The sequence below is a fragment of the Micromonospora sp. NBC_00860 genome (assembly GCF_045207375.1).
GTDB lineage: Bacteria > Actinomycetota > Actinomycetes > Mycobacteriales > Micromonosporaceae > Micromonospora > Micromonospora vinacea.
Genome location: NZ_CP108825.1, coordinates 633242 through 650206 on the forward strand (window position 1 = coordinate 633242; position 16965 = coordinate 650206).

The window sequence follows — 16965 nt, forward strand, 5'->3', positions numbered from 1 at the left end:
GTCAGCGGGCACCGGGCCGAGGGGCCGAAGACCGAGGGGCTGACGGTCGAGGGGCGGCAGGCCGGGGGTTGGCGGCCAGCCGCGGTACGACGGCGGGGCGGAGATCCAGGTGGGCCCACGCACCGGCGTCGGTCCGCAACTCGAGCCGGCGGAGCGACCCGTCGCGGTCGATCCAGTAGCGCAGCCGCGCGTCCGCCGGACCCGACTCGATGACGTCCACGGTCCGTCCGGCGGCGACGTCCTCGCGGACCCGCACGGCGGTGCCGCGGTGCCCGACGGATCCGGCGGTCACGGCGGCGTCGACCAGCACGCTCAGGGCGTCCCGGCCGGGTCGGGAGACCCGCCACGCCACGGCCGGGGGCGGCAACGGCGGCCGGGCCGGCGCCTCAGCGGTGCCGCCGCCGGCACTGGCCGCCGGCAGGTCCGCCCGGGCCAGACCGGCGGCGTCGCGTCGCAGCAGGGTCCGGCGATCGGGTACGCCCAGGTCGGCGACCCCGAGGTACGCGGTACGGGCGGTCCAGCTCAGCCAGCCGGCGCCCCGCAGGTTCGTGGTCGTGCCCATCGGCGCGGTCAGCGTCAGCGTGGCGCCACCCTGGGCGCGGAGTCGGGCTGGCAGCCGGTCGAGCCGACGTTGCTCGGCGTCGGTCAGCGCGCGGGGCAGACCGGGTCGGCCGCCGAGTGCGTCCACCGGACGTAGTGTCGGCCGGTCGGCCCGGTTGAAGATCATCGTGACCGGGCCGGCGCCGGGCAGCCGGGTCACCAGCTTGTGCAGCCGGGCGTCCTGGTCCAGCCAGTACCGGGTCTGTCCGTCCGGGGCGGGCGTCGCGGCGCCGGGGGTACCGATCGCGGTGCTGGCGGCCGGCAAGCCGCGAGCCAGCGGTGCCTGTATGACGTCCAGTGCTCCGGCCGGCACCGTCTCCCGGGCGATCCAGCGTGCTCCGCTTGACGGCGCCGTCCGGGTCGTGGTGTCCGGGCGGTCGGCGGCGAGGTCGAGGAGCAGGTCGAGCACCGGTGCCAGTTGCGCCCCGGGTGCCAGTCGGTGCAGCCGCCACCGGTCCTCCGGGGCTACCAGTGGTGGCGCGGCGGGAGTGGGTACCGCCGCCGGATCGGGCCGGATCACCAGCACCGGGCCGCTCTTCTGCAACAGCCCGCGTTCGGCACCCGCGCCCGGCCCGCCAACGTCGAGGTAGAGCAGCGACCGGGACCAGTCCACCCAGCCCACCAGCTCGATGCGGGTGGCGTCGGTGCCGGCCGTGACGCGTACGCCGGCGCGCAGGTCCCGCAGGTTGGTGACCCGCACGGCGGCCAGCCGCTCGCTCTCCGCCACTGTCAGCGGCCGGGCCGGCTCGGGTGGGTCGGGCGCCCAGCTCAACAGCCCGAGCACCAGGGCCGTCGCGGACGTCACCGCCGTCAGACCGAGCAACAGCAGCACCGTACGCCGACGACGGCCGGCCGAGGTCGGGCCGGTGGTGTCGGCGGCGCCGGTGGTGTCGGCGGTGTCCGGGGTGTCGTCGCGGCGGGCGGTGTCACGGTTCTCCGCGAGGCTCCGCGCGGCGGCGGCCCGGCGCGTGTCGTCGGTCTTGCGGCCGGCGGTGGCTCGGCGCGCCCCGCCGGCGGACCGGCCGGTCGTGGACCTGCTCTTGGTGTCGTTGGTCCGGCTCGCCGTGGACCTGCTCTTGGCATCGTTGGTCCGGCCGGCCACCGAGGCGCCACCGGCCGAGCCGGTGTGGTGCCGCCCGCTGCCGCTGGCCGGGCCGCTGCCACCACTGGTTGGGCCGCTGCCCCCGCCGGCCGGGCCGTTGCCGGTGCTTCCGGCCTCCGGTCGGGGTGTGGCGGTGCGGGCGGTGTCGGGCGCCGGGGTCGGAGAGGTGTCCACGGAGGTGAAACGGGCGGGGAGGCGCCGGGGTGACGAGCAGGGGCGCTCGCGGCGGCCGGTCTGCGCCTCGAGCGCGACCACACGGGTGCGCACGCCGGACGAGCCGGGTGCTGCGACCGCAGTGCCGGGGGTGATCGGCCGTGATGTTGGCCTGGCCACCGGCCCGGTCGGCCGCCGCGAGCGGCCTACATGAAGAGGGTAGTCCCGGTGACATGGGCCACACAATGGGAATATTGAAGCTGATCACGTACCTGCCGTGACGGCCGTTCCTGTCGGACCTCCGGCGTACCGTTGACGGCATGGCGCTTGACATTCCCCGGCTGGACAGCCGCTTCCAGGTCGTCAGTGAGTTTCAGCCGGCCGGCGACCAACCGGCAGCCATCGACGAACTTGAGCGCCGGGTTCGGCGTGGCGACCGCAACACAGTGCTGCTCGGCGCGACCGGCACCGGCAAGAGCGCCACCACGGCGTGGCTGATCGAGCGGCTGCAACGCCCCACCCTGGTGCTCGCCCCGAACAAGACGCTCTGTGCGCAGTTGGCCAAGGAGTTCAGCGAGCTGCTGCCGCACAACGCTGTCGAATACTTCGTGTCGTACTACGACTACTACCAGCCCGAGGCCTACATCCCGCAGACCGACACCTACATCGAGAAGGACTCCTCGATCAACGAGGAGGTGGAGCGGCTGCGGCACTCGGCGACGATGTCGCTGCTCACCCGCCGCGACGTGATCGTGGTGGCGACCGTCTCGGCGATCTACGGTCTGGGCACCCCGGAGGAATACCTCAACCGGGCGGTGAAGGCACAGGTCGGGCAGGAGCTCGACCGTGACCAGTTGCTGCGCCGGCTGGTCGACATCCAGTACACCCGCAACGACATGGCCTTCCAGCGCGGCACCTTCCGGGTCCGCGGCGACACCCTGGAGATCATCCCGGCGTACGAGGAGCTGGCGATCCGCATCGAGCTCTTCGGTGACGAGGTGGAGAAGCTCTACTACCTCAACCCGTTGACCGGTGACGTGGTCCGCGAGGTCGACCAGCTGGTGATCTTCCCGGCCACCCACTACGCGGCGGGTCCGGAGCGGATGGAGCGGGCGATCCGCGACATCGAGGTGGAGCTGGCCGAGCGCCTCGCCGAGCTGGAGCGGCAGGGCAAGCTGCTGGAGGCGCAGCGGCTGCGGATGCGCACCACCTACGACATCGAGATGATGCGGCAGGTGGGCTTCTGCTCCGGCATCGAGAACTACTCGATGCACATGGACGGGCGGCTGCCCGGCAGCCCGCCGCACGCCCTGCTCGACTACTTCCCCGACGACTTCCTCACAGTGGTCGACGAGTCGCACGTGACCATCCCGCAGATCGGCGGCATGTACGAGGGCGACGCGTCGCGCAAGCGGATGCTCATCGACCACGGCTTCCGGCTGCCCAGCGCGGCCGACAACCGGCCGTTGCGCTTCGACGAGTTCCTGGAGCGGGTGGGCCAGATGGTCTTCCTCTCCGCGACCCCCGGCACGTGGGAGATGGAGCAGGCCCAGGGCGAGTTCGTCGAGCAGGTGATCCGACCCACCGGTCTGGTCGACCCGGAGGTCGTGATCAAGCCGACCAAGGGCCAGATCGACGACCTGATGCACGAGATCAAGCTGCGGACCGACCGGGACGAGCGGGTGCTGGTCACCACGCTGACCAAGAAGATGGCCGAGGACCTGTCCGACTACCTCCTGGAGAACGGCATCCGGGTGCGCTACCTGCACTCGGAGGTCGACACGTTGCGCCGGGTGGAGCTGCTGCGCGAGCTGCGCAAGGGTGACTACGACGTGCTCGTCGGCATCAACCTGCTCCGCGAGGGTCTGGACCTGCCCGAGGTGTCGCTGGTGGCGATTCTCGACGCCGACAAGGAGGGCTTCCTCCGCAGCGGCCGGTCGCTGATCCAGACCATCGGGCGGGCCGCCCGTAACGTCTCCGGTCAGGTGCACATGTACGCCGACAAGATCACCCCGTCGATGGCGGCGGCGATCGACGAGACCGATCGGCGTCGGGCCAAGCAGATCGCGCACAACGAGGCGCACGGCATCAGCCCGGAGCCGCTGCGCAAGAAGATCCACGACATCCTGGACGACATCTACCGCGAGGCGGAGGACACCGAGAATTCCCGGGTCGGGGGCGCGGTGCGTCAGCTCTCCCGGGGCAAGGCGCCGGTCAAGGAGACCCGCAGCCGGAGCCGGTCCGCCGCCGGCACCACCTCGCGGGAGGGGATGGCCCGCGCCGACCTCGCCCAGCTCATCCAGGAGCTCAACGACCAGATGTTGGCCGCCGCCCGCGAGCTGCAGTTCGAGTTGGCGGCCCGGATCCGCGACGAGGTCTCCGACCTGAAGAAGGAGCTGCGCGGCATGGACGCCGCCGGGGTGAAGTGACGGCCACCCGGTCGGCCACGCCCAGCGCTCCGTTGGGGTCCGGCCGACCGGGTCACGCGAAGGGCGGGCACTGTTGACGACGGTGGTGCCGATCGGCGAGATGGTCCTCGGTCTGCCCGATGCCAGCCTGCGTCCGTTCGTCGACAGGTACGTGGGCTACCGGGAACGGGCGGACCTGCCACTGGTCCGTCAGGAGTCGGCGGGCGTCTTCGTGGTGCTGATCCTGGGTTGGGGCGCTCCGCTGGACGTGACCGACCCGCGCAGCGCGGAGCGCGGTGTCACAGCTGTCGACTCGTTCGTGGCCGGCACCTTCGACAGTTGGTGCACCACGCGCACCGTGGGTGTGGGGGAGGGCGTCGAGTTGCTGCTCGCCCCGCTGACCGCCCGTCGGCTCCTCGGCCTGCCACTGAGCGAGCTGACCAATCGGGCCGTCGGCGTCGGGCAACTCCCGGGCCGTTGGCTGGACCGGCTGCGCGGCCGGCTCGCCGAGGCCCCCGGCTGGCCGGAGCGGTTCGCCCTGCTCGACAGGGTGCTCACCGCCCGGCTGGCGGCGTCCCCGCCGGTGGACCCGCGGCTCGACTGGGCGTGGCGGTGGCTCGTCGCCAATGCTGGGCGGGGGAGCGTCGGGGTGCTCGCCGACGAGTTGGGCTGGAGCCGGCGGCACCTCGCGTCCCGGTTCCGGCAGGAGGTCGGGCTGCCGCCCAAGATGGCCGCCCGGCTGCTGCGTTTCCAGCAGGCCCACGCGGCGTCGACCCAGGTCGGCGCGACCGGGCGGGCCGTCGACTGGGCCGCCGTGGCGGCGGGCTGCGGCTACTACGACCAGTCCCACCTGATCCGGGACTTCCACCAGTTCGCGGGGGCGACGCCGGCCGCGCTGCTCGCCGCCCGCTGACGCGGGCCGGCTGACCGCAGCCGCGTCGGCGACCAGCGGAGGTCACATTCGTCCAATCCGGATCGGCGCCGCCGGCAGCAGAATCGGGTCATGCGAACCATCTATCCGATCTTCCGTTATCCCGATCCCCGCGCCGCGATCGACTGGCTCGGTGCCGCCTTCGGTTTCCAGGTGCATGCCGTGCACGAGGCGCCGGACGGCACTGTGGCGCACGCCGAACTGGTCCTCGACACCGGCATGATCATGCTCGGTGGACGAGCCGACGCCCGGCCCCGGCCGGCCGACGACGACTGGTCGGTCTACGTGGCCGTGCCGGACGTCGACGCGCACTGCGCCCGGGCCCGCGCGGCCGGCGCCGAGATCACCCGCGAGCCGTTCGACACCGACTACGGCTCCCGTGACTACGCCGCCCGCGATCTGGCCGGCAACGTGTGGTCCTTCGGCACCTACCGACCCTGAGCCCCCGCCGCACCGGCGGGACGCACGGCCCGCCGGGATCGGACCTCGCCGGCCGTAACCGCTGCTGACCTGTGGAAACGGTACGTGTGGGCCGGCCCGGCCGGTCAGCGGCACCGATTGCCCTGATTGCGGTGTGCGAGCGCGCTATTGCACTGGGTGATCGTCCTGCGTAGTCTCCCTCGGTGGGGAGGCCGGGATGCCGCTGCCAACAAGTCCTGTTATTCGACGTGCACGTCTCGGCGCAGAACTGCGCCAACTCCGTCGGCGCGAGTCGCTGACCCTGGAGCAGGTCTGCGACCGGTTGGGCTGGGCCTCGACGTCGAAGCTGTCCCGCATCGAGCTGGGCCAGAGTCGCCCGGACCTCGCCGACGTGCTCGATCTGCTGGACGTCTACAAGGTTTCCACGCCCGCCCGGGAGGCGCTGATCGTCATCGCCCGGGACGCGGCGACCAGTCGGGGCTGGTGGAAGACGCTGGGCGAGATGAGCGAACGGCAGCGCACGTACGCCGAGTTGGAGGCGGGCGCCGCCGACATCGTGGAGTACCAGCCGTCGGTGGTGCCAGGGCTGCTCCAGACGCCCGCGTACGCCCGGGTGCTGGTGGCGGCCGGCGCCCAGCTCACGCCGGAGGTCGATGTGGAGGCCGAGGTGCGCGCTCGGGCCTTGCGGCAGGAGGTGCTGCGGCGGGCCTATCCGCCGCGCTACACGGCGGTGCTCGCCGAGGCCGTCTGCGACCCCGGTGACCTGCCGGTGGAGATCTGGCGCGAACAGCTGCGGCATCTGGTCACCGTGACCGGCCTGTCCCACGTCACGGTGCGGCTGTTGCCCCGCGGGGCGGCCGGTGGCGGGCTGCACCCGCTCACACCGTATTCCTGCTACGCCTTTCCCGACCCGGCGGACCCGCGGACGGTGATGCTCGAGGCGTTGACCACCGACGTCCGGTTGGCCACAGTGCTCGACGTCGACCGCTACGAACGGATGACCGCGGCGCTGCTGGCCGCGGCGCTGTCACCGGAGGAGACGGTCACCGTGCTGGCCCGCCGCGTCGGCGAGTAACGGCTGCGGGTGTCGACGGTGCGGCGCCGCGCGGCCACCGGGCCCGGCGCCCCCGAGCCCGTCGGGACCGGCGGCCGGCGCGTGCGCCCGGCACGATAACCCTGGGGTACGACAGCTCGGCTCAGGCCGGTACGTCGAGGAAGTGTTCCACCACGGGCGGTCCCGCGAAGTGGGGCCCGATCAGCGCCCGCCACTGCTCGAACCGTTCGGTGGCCCGGAAGTTCTCCTCGTGCGCCTCGACCGAGTCCCATTCGACGAGCAGCACGAAACGGGTCGGTGACTCGATTCCTCGGGTCATCCGCACGGACCGGCAGCCGGTCGCCCCGGCGAGCACCGGGTGACCCTCGGCGTACGCCTTGGCGAACGCGTCCTCGTGTCCGGGAAGTACATCGATTAGCGCGACCTCAAGCACCATGTCGGACAGCCTCCCACGGTGGCCGGGGCCGGTGGTGTCGCGGGGGTCTGTTCCGGCGCCGGCTCCGCACCTAGGGTGGCCTCGTGATCATCGACTGGCTCACCGGCACCGCGTTTCGGGTGGCCGGTACGGGCACCACCTGGGCGGAGCTGCTGGGGTTTGCGACCGGTGTGCTCAACGTGTGGCTGGTGGCCCGGCAGAAGATCGCCAACTGGCCGATCGGCATCGCCAACGTGCTGCTGCTCATGGTGCTGTTCTGGACCGCCGGGCTGTACGCCGACGCGGGGCTCCAGGTCGTCTACGTCGCGCTCGGCTGCTACGGCTGGTGGCACTGGCTGTTCGGTGGCGAGCGGCGTAGCCGGCTCACTGTGAGCCGGACGGGGCGGCGGGAGTGGCTGGCGCTGGCCGCCGCCGGGGTGCTGCTCACCGGCGCGCTCTGGGTGCTGCTGGACCGGGGCACCGACTCGACGGTGCCGCTGCCCGACGCGTTGACAACGGCGCTGTCCCTGCTGGCCACGTACGGGCAGACCCGCAAGCGGGTGGAGAGTTGGTGGCTCTGGATCGCCGCCGATCTGATCTACATCCCGTTGTACGCGTACAAGGGACTGCACCTGACCGCAGTCCTCTACCTGGTCTTCCTCGCCCTGTGCGTACTCGGGTTGCGGGCCTGGCGGGCCGACCTGCGCCGGGCCGACCGGCCGAGCGCGGTCCCGCCCGGCCCGGCGCCGGTCACCGCGTGAACGCCGAGACGTCCGGCCCTGCTCCGGTGCCTCGCGGGCCGGCCCGCTCGGCGGAGTTCGGGCACGGGATGGTGGTGGGAAAGTTCTATCCGCCGCACGCCGGGCACCACGCGCTGATCGGGGCCGCCGCCGCCCGCTGCGCCGAGGTGACGGTCGTCGTGGCGCCCTCACGTCGGGAGTCCATTCCGCTCCCGCTGCGCCTCGGCTGGTTGCTGGAGGTGCACGCGGACACACCGTGGGTCCGTTTCGTCGGCCGGTACGACGATCACCCGGTGGACTACGCCGATCCGGCGGTCTGGGACGCGCACTGCGCGGTGTTCCGTGCCGCGGTCGGGTCGAGGCCGGTGGACGCGGTCTTCTCCTCTGAGGCGTACGGGGCCGAATTGGCGCGCCGCTTCGACGCCGTACCCGTGTCGGTGGATCCGGACCGGCGGACGGTGCCGGTGTCCGGGACGGCCGTGCGCGCGGACCCGGCAGCTCACTGGCGGTGGCTGAGCCCGCCGGTGCGGGCGTGGTTCGTCCGGCGGGTGGTGGTGGTCGGGGCCGAGTCGACCGGGACCACGACGATGGCGGCGGCGCTCGCGGGGCACTACGGCACGTCCTGGGTGCCGGAGTACGGCCGGGAGTTGACCGCTCGCAAACTGGCAGGGTTGCGCGAACGCACACCGGAGGCGACCGTCTTCGACGTCACCTGGGACCGGGACGACTTCCGCGCCGTGGTCCGCGAGCAGCAGGCGGCCGAGGACGCGGCGGCCCGGACGAGCGGGCCGCTGCTGGTCTGCGACACCGACGCGCGGGCGACGGCGGTGTGGGAGGAGCGCTACCTGGGCAGCGCATCGGAGGAGGTGCGGGCGGCGGCCCGCCGGCCGGCGCTGTACCTGTTGACCGATCACCGGGGGGTTCCGTTCACCGATGACGGGCTGCGCGACGGTGAGCACCTGCGGGCGTGGATGACCGAGCGGTTCCGCGCCGAGCTGGCGGGGTGCGGGGTGCCTGTGGTGGAGCTGACCGGGTCGCACGCCGAGCGGTTGGCCCGGGCGGTGCGGGCCTGCGACGACCTGCTCGCCGCCGGCTGGTCGCTCGCCGACCCGATCGCCGCACCCGACCTGCACTAGCCTCCTAGGAAGCCCTAGGCGAGGTGTGCCAGGCCGCAGGTGGTCAGCGCCACCCGGTGCCCGGGGTGCGATCACGGGGCGTGGTGGGCAACAATGGTCACCGAGGAGGGGAGTATTCCCCCGCAACGGAGTCGTCAGCACGGTCGATCGCCGGAACCACGGTGACCCGACCCGGCCCCGTAGGTCGCCGCCCCACTTCGGGGCGACGGCGGAAGAGACCTCCGACAGTCACCAGAGTGAGCGACAGCGGCACGCCGGCTCCCGCAGGGGCGTACGGTGTGCCCGACGCCGCGTGTCTGCCGGAGGAATGAACGTTGGACGTGTCCGGATTGGTGTGGGCGGGGACGCTTGTCGCACTGACTGCGGTCCTGCTCGTCGACCTGTTGATCATTGGTCGGCGCCCGCACGAGCCGAGTGTGCGGGAGTCGAGCCTCTGGGTCGCCTTCTACGTCGGTCTCGCCCTGCTCTTCGGCGCGGGTGTCTGGCTGACCTCCGGGGCCAGCGCGGCCGGCCAGTTCTACACCGGCTGGCTCACCGAGTACAGCCTCTCGGTGGACAACCTCTTCGTCTTCGTGATCATCATGGCCCGCTTCGGGGTGCCTCGGCAGTACCAGCAGAAGGTGCTGCTCGTCGGCATCGTGCTGGCGCTGGTGATGCGTGGCGGGTTCATCGCCGCCGGTGCGGCGTTGATCACGCAGTTCTCCTGGGTCTTCTACATCTTCGGCGCGTTCCTGATCTACACCGCGGTGAACCTGGCCCGGCAGGGTGAGCCGGACGAGGACGAGTTCTCCGAGAACGTGCTGATCCGGTGGAGCCGCAAGGCGCTGCCGATCTCGAAGGACTACGACGGCGCGAAGCTCACCACCCACGTGGCCGGGCGGCGGCTGTTCACCCCGATGCTGATCGTGATGATCGCGATCGGCACCACTGACCTGATCTTCGCGCTGGACTCGATCCCGGCGATCTTCGGCATCACCCAGGAGCCGTACCTGGTCTTCACCGCGAACGTCTTCGCGCTGATGGGCCTCCGGCAGCTCTACTTCCTGCTCGGTGGCCTGCTCGACCGGCTGATCTACCTGAGCTACGGCCTGGCCGTCGTGCTCGGCTTCATCGGGGTCAAGCTGGTGCTGGAGGCGCTGGCCGACAACCAGCTGCCGTTCATCAACGGTGGCGAGCACGTCGGCTGGGCGCCGCACATCCCGATCTGGTTGTCACTGCTGGTCATCATCGGCACCCTGGGCATCGCCACCGCCGCCAGCCTGATCAAGTCCTCCCGGGACCGGCGTCGCGAGTTGGCCGACGCCCGACGCTGACCGGTCACCGGCCGGGTGCGGACACGCGCCCGGCCGGTGAAGGGCGGCTTCCGAAACGCGCCCTAGACCCGGTGCGCGCCGACCAGCGTGGCGGTCCGGTCGGCCGGCAGTTCCTCTTCGATGACCCGCCGCCGCCGGTAGCAGGCGTGCAGCATCCGGCGCTGACCGCCGTCGCCCGGCGTGGCGGTGACGATGCCGATGTGGTGGATCTTGCGGCCGGGTCGGGCGAAGAAATAGAGGTCGCCGGGGCGTTCCGCGCCCAACGGCAGTGGGGTCGTGGCGACGGCCTGGTCGTCGGCGTCGCGGGGCAGCAGTACCCCGAACCGCCGCCAGGCCAGATGCACCAGCCCCGAGCAGTCGATGCCGTGCGCGGAGAGCCCGCCCCAGATGTAGACCACGTCCAGCAGTCGCTGTGCCACAGCGAGCGCCTGCTCGGCGGGCGGCGTCGCTGCCGCCGCTGGGACCAGGTGCCCGTCCGGCAGCCAGAGCGGCGTGGCCCGGCCGGGGACGTGCACCGGCCGCCAGCCGTCCTGCGCGGGGCCGGCCGGGACGAGGCGGGTGCCGACGACGACGCCGGGCAACTCCACCGGCCCGTTCGGGGCGGCGTGCAGCCCGGTGACAGTGGCATCGACCACCAGCGGGTGGTCGATGCCGGTGTGGGCCGGGTCGGGGACGGCCAGCTGCCCGGCGGGCAGCCAGCCCGGGTAGCCGCGCGGGTCAAGCTTGGCGGCTGGTTGTTCGACGGCGACGACCCGGGCCCAGCCGTCCGGGCGGAGCTCGCTGACGAGGACCCGTTCGCCGAGCAGGAGTTGGCTCAGCACGCAGTCACCGACCTGCTGGTCGGTGTCCAGTCCGGAGACCCAGGTCGGGATGTCGACACCGGCGGTCAGCGCTGGGCAGTCGACCGGGCGGACCGCCTCGGGGGAGGTCCACAGCGTCGCCACGGCGACCCGGACGACGGCCTCACGGCCCGGTTGCAGCTCCACGTCAACCCCCAGATCGTGTCGGCTGTCCAGGGAACCCTATGAAAGAAACCGACAGTCATCAACCACGAGCCTGCACTTTTGCTTCAGCGAGGCCGGAGATGCCCAGGCCAGGGGCATCCGGCAACACCACTGTCGCCCCGTCGTAGCGTATGCCGCCCTGCACCGGTGACCAGGCCAGCCACCAGGCGGCGTCCAGGTCGGCGACCGCCGTCGTGCCGTACGCGGCGACCAGACTCGCCGCCGCCCCGATGCCGACCTGGCTCTCCATCATCGAGCCGACCACAGTGCCGAGCCCGTGGGCGGTGGCCAGGTCGAGGAGGGTGCGGGCCGGATGCAGTCCACCGCACTTGGCCAGCTTCACGTTGACCAGGTCGGCGGCCCGGCGACGGATCACCTCCACCAGGTCACGAACCCCGAAGACCGCCTCGTCGGCGAGAATCGGCACTGACACCCGGTCGCTGACCCAGGCCAGCCCGTCCAGGTCCCAGCGGGCCACCGGCTGCTCGACCAGCTCCACGTCCAGCCCGGCGTCCTCGATGCCGCGGATCACCCGCACCGCCTCCCGGGGCGTCCAGCCCTGATTGGCGTCCAGCCGGATCCGGATGCCCGGGCCGACGGCCGCCCGTACCGCCCGCACCCGGTCCAGGTCACTCGCCGCGTCGGTGCCGACCTTCAACTTGAGCACGCCGAAGCCGTCGGCCTGCCGCTGCCGCGCCGCGGCCGCCAGGTCCACCGCGTCGCCCGCCGCCAGCGTCACGTCCGTCGGGACCCGCAGCGTGGTGCCCCCGAGCAACCGCACCAGGGGTACGCCCAGCCGCCGCGCGGCGAGGTCGTGCAGGGCGACGTCCACCGCCGCCTTCGCTGCCTCGTTGCCGACCACCGCGCGCTGCACCTCGCCGCAACGGGTCACCAGGTCGTCCGGGTCACGGCCGATCAGCTGCGGGCCGAGCAACTCGCTGACACACGCCTGTGCGCCAGCGACCGACGCGCCGGTGACCTGCCAGACCTGGGGGGCCTCGCCGAAGCCGGACCGGCCGTCGCTGTCGACGAGTTCGACGACAATGGTGTCCACTGTGGTGGTACGGCGCAGTGCGGTGACGAACGGGGTGTGTAAGGGGGCGGAAACCCGGTGGGTGCGTACCGCCGAGATCGTCATGTCAGGCACCCTATACGGAGGTCCACCGCGGGAGGGGAGACCGGATGACCGGGCAGAGCTGGGAACTGGTGGGTGCACCGAACGCACGTGACCTGGGTGGGCTCGTCGGCGCGGACGGGCGGCGGGTCCGCGTCGGCCAGTTGATCCGCACGCCGGCGCTGGGCCGGCTGACCGACGACGACCTACCGGTGCTGGCGAAGCTGGGGCCGGCGTGCGTGGTCGACCTGCGCGACGGCACCGAGATCGCGGTCGCCCCGGAGGACCGGTTCGCCGGTGAGCCACGGGTGGTGCGCCTGCCGGTGCACGACCCGGAGCACCCGGTCTTCACGTACGTCTCGGCGGTGCTGCTCGGTCACGACCTGGACGCGTACGCGGAGCTGGCCCGGCAGGGCACGGCGGGGGCGATGGCGGCGATCTACCGCTGGTTCGTGACCGGTGAGTCGGCGCGGGTCGGTTTCGCCGAGGCGGTGCGGCTGGCGGCCCAGCCGGAGAACCTGCCGCTGGTCTACCACTGCTCGGCTGGCAAGGACCGCACCGGTTGGCTCACCGTCATCCTGTTGACGGCGCTCGGGGTGGACGAGGCGGCGATCCGCGCCGACTACCTGCGCAACAACGAGCTGACCGAGAGCCTGCGGGCGGTGATCGTCGAGGCGATGCGACGGCGGAATCCCGAGCTGGACGTCGACGCGGTGCTGCCGGTGCTGGAGGTTCGCGCCGAGTACCTCGACGCCGGCTACGCCGAGGTGCGTCGGGTGCACGGCTCGTTCGACGCGTACCTGCGCGACGGGTTGGGGCTCACCGACTCGGACCTCAGCGCGCTGCGGGTGCAACTGCTGGAGTGACCGGCGCGCCCGGTGGTGTGTCGACGCGGGTGGCCCAACCGGTGACGATCAGCGCCTGACCGGCGGCGTAGGTCGCCATGACCAGCACCGGCGCGCCGGGTGGCTGGGCGACCTCGGCCACCCCGGCGGCGATCAGCAGGTCGGAGCCGAGGAAGAGCGCGGCGCCGAGACCGATCCGCCAGCCCTGGGTGGTGGCGGTGGTGGCCATGGCGGCCAGTGCGATCGCGTAGCCGGCCACCGGTACGGCCAGCCCGACGTCGGTCAGCCCCGCCCACATCCAGGTCAGGGCGACGACGGTCAGCACCGCGTACCCCAGGGGGACGGCGACCAGCGGCGTGCGGCGCAGCGCGGTCGCGGCGCCGTGTCGGGTGAAGGCCGCGAGGTAGCAGAGGTGCGTGCCGAGGAAGCAGGCCATGCCGGCGAGGAACCAGTAGGTGCCGTCGATCATCAGGGCGACGTCGCCGCCGGTGGCGAAGGCCAGCGCGGCGAGCAGCAGCCGGTCCGGTCGGGCCGCGCGTTCGGCGCTGACCCGCCAGAGGTACGCCGCCAGCAGCGGCATCAGCAGCGGCTTGGTGAGCAGGAAGGCCAGGCCGACGCCGGTGGCGTTGGCCAGCAGGTTCGCGGCCGTCACGACGAGGAAGGCGATCAGCACGGTGCGACTGCGGGGCATCGGCGGCTCCGGGGTGGGGGTGCGAGCAGCGTAGCCGCAGTCGGCGGCGTTGGCCTCGCCGCCGAGGCTGTCGGGTCAGAGTTGGTGGCGGGCGGCCCAGACCTGCGCCGAGATGTGCGCGAGCAGCAGGCAGGCGTCGTCCTCCACCTGGTCGTCGCCCCCGGCCAGGTCGGTGGTGGTGCAGACGGCGATCAGGTACGGCGGGGCGTCGTCGGGCAGCACCACGCCGGCACCGTGACGGACGCCGCGTACCCACCCGTTCTTGTGCGCGATGCGGGTGCCCTCGGGCAGGCCGGCGGCGAGGTCCTCGCGGTGTTCCTGGGCGAGCAGGACGTCCAGCATGGTGGTGCAGGCCGCCGGTGAGGCGAGTGGGCCGGGGGTGTCGGCCCCGGTGGCCAGGGCGCCGAGCAGGGCGGCGAGGTCGGCGGCGGTGACCGTGTTGGTGATGCCGGCCTCGCGGGCGGCGAAGTCCTCGATGCCGCGGCCGGTGACGCTGGTGCGGGCGCCGGCGAGCGCCCAGACCTCGGCGACCGCGGGCAGCCCGACGTGGCTGAGGACGAGGTTGGTGGCGAGGTTGCTGGAGCGCACGATCATCCGGTCGGCCAGCCAGCGCAGCGTCGCGGTGCCGCCGATGCGGTCCCAGACCGCGTCGTCGTTGTCATAGGGCTGCGCGCACGTGAAGCGGGGCACGCCGGACTGGGCGGAGTCGAAGTCGTTGACGACCGGAACAGGGGCGTCCAGGTCCAGGGTGCCGGCCTCGGCGGCGCGGTGCAGCGCGGCGAGCACCGCCACCTTCATGGTGCTCGCGGCGTAGTGGGCGGCGTCCGCGTGCCGGGTCCAGGTCGGCGGCGCGTCGAGCCGCCCCACGTACGCGGAGACGGTGCCGGGCACCCGGTCCAGGTGGGCGTCGAGATCATCCCAGGTCATGACGGTGACCGTAGCGGATCACCTGTGGACGGGCCCGGGTACCCGTCGGGGGGGAAAGCGAACGGGCGCGCCGGCCGCAAGCGGCCGACGCGCCCGGTGTTCGGGTGCTGGTGGGTCAGCCGGCGTGCTTGCGGCGGGCGGCGGCCCGGCCCCGCAGCTGCTGGTCGAGCACCACCTTGCGGATGCGCACCGCGGTCGGGGTGACCTCGACGCACTCGTCCTCGCGGCAGAACTCCAGGGCCTGCTCCAGCGAGAGCTTGCGCGGCGGGATCAGCTTCTCCGTCTCGTCGGAGGTCGACGCCCGCATGTTGGTGAGCTTCTTCTCCTTGGTGATGTTGACGTCCATGTCGTCGGAGCGGGAGTTCTCCCCGACGATCATGCCCTCGTACACCTCGGTGGTGGGGTCGACGAAGAGCTGGCCGCGCTCCTGGAGGTTGATCATCGCGAAGGCGGTGACCGCGCCGGCCCGGTCGGCGACCAGCGAACCGTTGTTGCGGGTACGCAGCTCGCCGAACCACGGCTCGTACGACTCGAAGACGTGGTGCAGGATGCCGGTGCCCCGGGTGTCGGTGAGGAACTCGGTGCGGAAGCCGATCAGGCCGCGCGCCGGCACCAGCCACTCCATCCGGATCCAGCCGGTGCCGTGGTTGACCAGCTGCTCCATGCGGCCCTTGCGGGTGGCGAGGAGCTGGGTGATCGCGCCCAGGTACTCCTCCGGGGCGTCGATGGTCAGCCGCTCGACCGGCTCGCAGGTCTTGCCGTCGATCTCCTTGGTGACCACCTGCGGCTTGCCGACGGTCAGCTCGTAGCTCTCCCGGCGCATCTGCTCGACCAGGATGGCCAGCGCCAGCTCGCCGCGGCCCTGCACCTCCCAGGCGTCCGGCCGCTCGGTGGGCAGGACCCGCAGCGACACGTTACCGATCAGCTCCTTGTCGAGCCGGTCCTTGACCATCCGCGCGGTGACCTTGGAGCCCTTGACCCGGCCGACCAGCGGCGAGGTGTTGGTGCCGATGGTCATCGAGATGGCCGGCTCGTCGACGGTGATCAGCGGCAGCGCGACCGGGTTCTCCACGTCGGCCAGGGTCTCACCGATCATGATCTCCGGGATGCCGGCGACGGCGATGATGTCACCCGGGCCGGCGGTCTCGGCCGGCTTGCGCTCCAGGCCCTCGGTCATCAGCATCTCGGAGATGCGGACCCGCTGGGTGCTGCCGTCGGTGCGGCACCAGGCCACCGTCTGACCCTTGCTGATGGTGCCCTGGCGGACCCGGCACAGCGCGAGCCGACCGAGGAACGGCGAGGCGTCGAGGTTGGTGACGTGCGCCTGCAACGGCGCGCCGTCCTCGTACGCGGGCGCCGGGATGGTGTCCAGCAGGGTGCGGAACAGCGGCTCCAGGGAGGTGCTGTCGTCGGGCACCGAGCCGTCGGCGGGCTGGGTCAGCGAGGCGATGCCGTCGCGGGCGCAGGCGTAGACGATCGGGAAGTCGATCTGCTCCTCGTCGGCGTCCAGGTCGAGGAAGAGCTCGTAGGTGTCGTCCACGACCTCCTTGATCCGGGCGTCCGGACGGTCCACCTTGTTGATCACCAGGATGATCGGCATCCGGGCCCGCAGCGCCTTGCGCAGCACGAAGCGGGTCTGCGGCAGGGGGCCCTCGCTGGCGTCGACGAGCAGCACCACACCGTCGACCATGGTCAGGCCGCGCTCGACCTCGCCGCCGAAGTCGGCGTGGCCGGGGGTGTCGATGATGTTGATGGTGACCGGGTCGGAGCCGTCCGCCGGCAGGTAGTGCACGCCGGTGTTCTTGGCCAGGATCGTGATGCCCTTTTCCCGCTCCAGGTCCCCGGAGTCCATCACCCGCTCGGTGTTCTCGCCGCGTGCGCCGTACGCGCCGGCCTGCCGCAACATGGCGTCGACCAGGGTGGTCTTGCCGTGGTCGACGTGAGCGATGATGGCGACGTTGCGGAGGTCGGTGCGAAGCTGCATACCCTCTATCCTTCCGCCTGCGCTCGCGCAGGCTGCGTCGGGGTCACCCCCAGGTGCCCCTGATCTATGGTGAAACCGCTGTGCCGGTGGTTCCCCCGGCTGGCATGCTGGCTCCCGTGTCCCGGGGG

Annotated in this window: 15 protein-coding genes; 8 read left to right on the forward strand and 7 right to left on the reverse strand. The window is 72.2% G+C overall.

The window, feature by feature from the left end:
• Position 1 precedes the first annotated feature (1 nt).
• Positions 2–1969 (reverse strand): hypothetical protein, encoded by a 1968-nt coding sequence (locus OH804_RS03030; protein WP_406062592.1) that lies wholly within the window; start codon positions 1967–1969, stop codon positions 2–4.
• Between the two features lie 206 nt (positions 1970–2175).
• Between OH804_RS03030 and uvrB the strand changes: the two genes are divergently transcribed.
• The 4 genes from uvrB (at position 2176) to OH804_RS03050 (ending at position 6689) form a co-directional block, all read left to right on the forward strand.
• The gene (uvrB, locus tag OH804_RS03035) at positions 2176–4284 is read left to right on the forward strand and encodes an excinuclease ABC subunit UvrB (RefSeq protein WP_196924453.1); all 2109 of its coding nucleotides are present in this window, start codon (positions 2176–2178) and stop codon (positions 4282–4284) included.
• 82 nt (positions 4285–4366) lie between these two features.
• Positions 4367–5176, forward strand: a complete 810-nt coding sequence (locus OH804_RS03040; protein ID WP_406066401.1) for a helix-turn-helix domain-containing protein — start codon at positions 4367–4369, stop codon at positions 5174–5176.
• 90 nt (positions 5177–5266) lie between these two features.
• Positions 5267–5635, forward strand: coding sequence for a VOC family protein (locus tag OH804_RS03045; protein WP_366340831.1), 369 nt, complete (start codon positions 5267–5269; stop codon positions 5633–5635).
• Positions 5636–5831: 196 nt separating this feature from the next.
• Positions 5832–6689, forward strand: a complete 858-nt coding sequence (locus tag OH804_RS03050; RefSeq protein ID WP_406062594.1) for a helix-turn-helix domain-containing protein — start codon at positions 5832–5834, stop codon at positions 6687–6689.
• A 121-nt stretch (positions 6690–6810) separates the two neighbouring features.
• Here the strand turns inward: OH804_RS03050 and OH804_RS03055 are convergent, their stop codons facing one another.
• Positions 6811–7104: an antibiotic biosynthesis monooxygenase gene (locus OH804_RS03055; protein WP_196924450.1), complete on the reverse strand. Its 294-nt coding sequence runs from the start codon at positions 7102–7104 to the stop codon at positions 6811–6813.
• Positions 7105–7187: 83 nt separating this feature from the next.
• On the opposite strand from OH804_RS03055, the gene pnuC reads away from it, so the two are divergent.
• The 3 genes from pnuC to OH804_RS03070 all read left to right on the forward strand — a co-directional run bounded on the left by pnuC (position 7188) and on the right by OH804_RS03070 (position 10272).
• Complete coding sequence (gene pnuC, locus OH804_RS03060) at positions 7188–7844, forward strand: nicotinamide riboside transporter PnuC (RefSeq protein ID WP_406062597.1); 657 nt, start codon at positions 7188–7190, stop codon at positions 7842–7844.
• On the forward strand, positions 7841–8959 hold the full coding sequence (locus tag OH804_RS03065; protein ID WP_406062599.1) for an AAA family ATPase: 1119 nt from the start codon (positions 7841–7843) through the stop codon (positions 8957–8959). The genes pnuC and OH804_RS03065 overlap by 4 nt, the downstream gene beginning before the upstream one ends.
• Positions 8960–9273: 314 nt before the next feature.
• A complete protein-coding gene (locus OH804_RS03070) occupies positions 9274–10272 on the forward strand; it encodes a TerC family protein (protein ID WP_406062601.1) in 999 nt (332 codons plus the stop codon).
• A gap of 62 nt (positions 10273–10334) precedes the next feature.
• Here the strand turns inward: OH804_RS03070 and OH804_RS03075 are convergent, their stop codons facing one another.
• Together OH804_RS03075 and OH804_RS03080 are read right to left on the reverse strand one after the other, a co-directional pair.
• A complete protein-coding gene (locus OH804_RS03075; RefSeq protein WP_406062602.1) occupies positions 10335–11258 on the reverse strand; it encodes an NlpC/P60 family protein in 924 nt (307 codons plus the stop codon).
• Between the two features lie 58 nt (positions 11259–11316).
• A complete protein-coding gene (locus OH804_RS03080; RefSeq protein WP_196924446.1) occupies positions 11317–12414 on the reverse strand; it encodes a mandelate racemase/muconate lactonizing enzyme family protein in 1098 nt (365 codons plus the stop codon).
• A 44-nt stretch (positions 12415–12458) separates the two neighbouring features.
• Here OH804_RS03080 and OH804_RS03085 point away from each other — a divergent pair, with 44 nt between their 5' ends.
• Positions 12459–13256, forward strand: a complete 798-nt coding sequence (locus tag OH804_RS03085) for a tyrosine-protein phosphatase (RefSeq protein WP_196924445.1) — start codon at positions 12459–12461, stop codon at positions 13254–13256.
• Here OH804_RS03085 and OH804_RS03090 read toward each other — a convergent pair.
• The 3 genes from OH804_RS03090 to typA form a co-directional block, all read right to left on the reverse strand.
• Positions 13225–13926 carry a lysoplasmalogenase gene (locus OH804_RS03090; RefSeq protein ID WP_196924444.1) on the reverse strand — a complete coding sequence of 234 codons (702 nt, stop codon included), beginning with the start codon at positions 13924–13926 and terminating at the stop codon, positions 13225–13227. The two genes, OH804_RS03085 and OH804_RS03090, sit on opposite strands and share 32 nt — an antisense overlap.
• Before the next feature lie 75 nt (positions 13927–14001).
• On the reverse strand, positions 14002–14853 hold the full coding sequence (locus OH804_RS03095; RefSeq protein WP_196924443.1) for a serine hydrolase: 852 nt from the start codon (positions 14851–14853) through the stop codon (positions 14002–14004).
• Between the two features lie 115 nt (positions 14854–14968).
• A complete protein-coding gene (gene typA / locus OH804_RS03100; protein WP_196924442.1) occupies positions 14969–16837 on the reverse strand; it encodes a translational GTPase TypA in 1869 nt (622 codons plus the stop codon).
• Positions 16838–16965 lie beyond the last annotated feature (128 nt).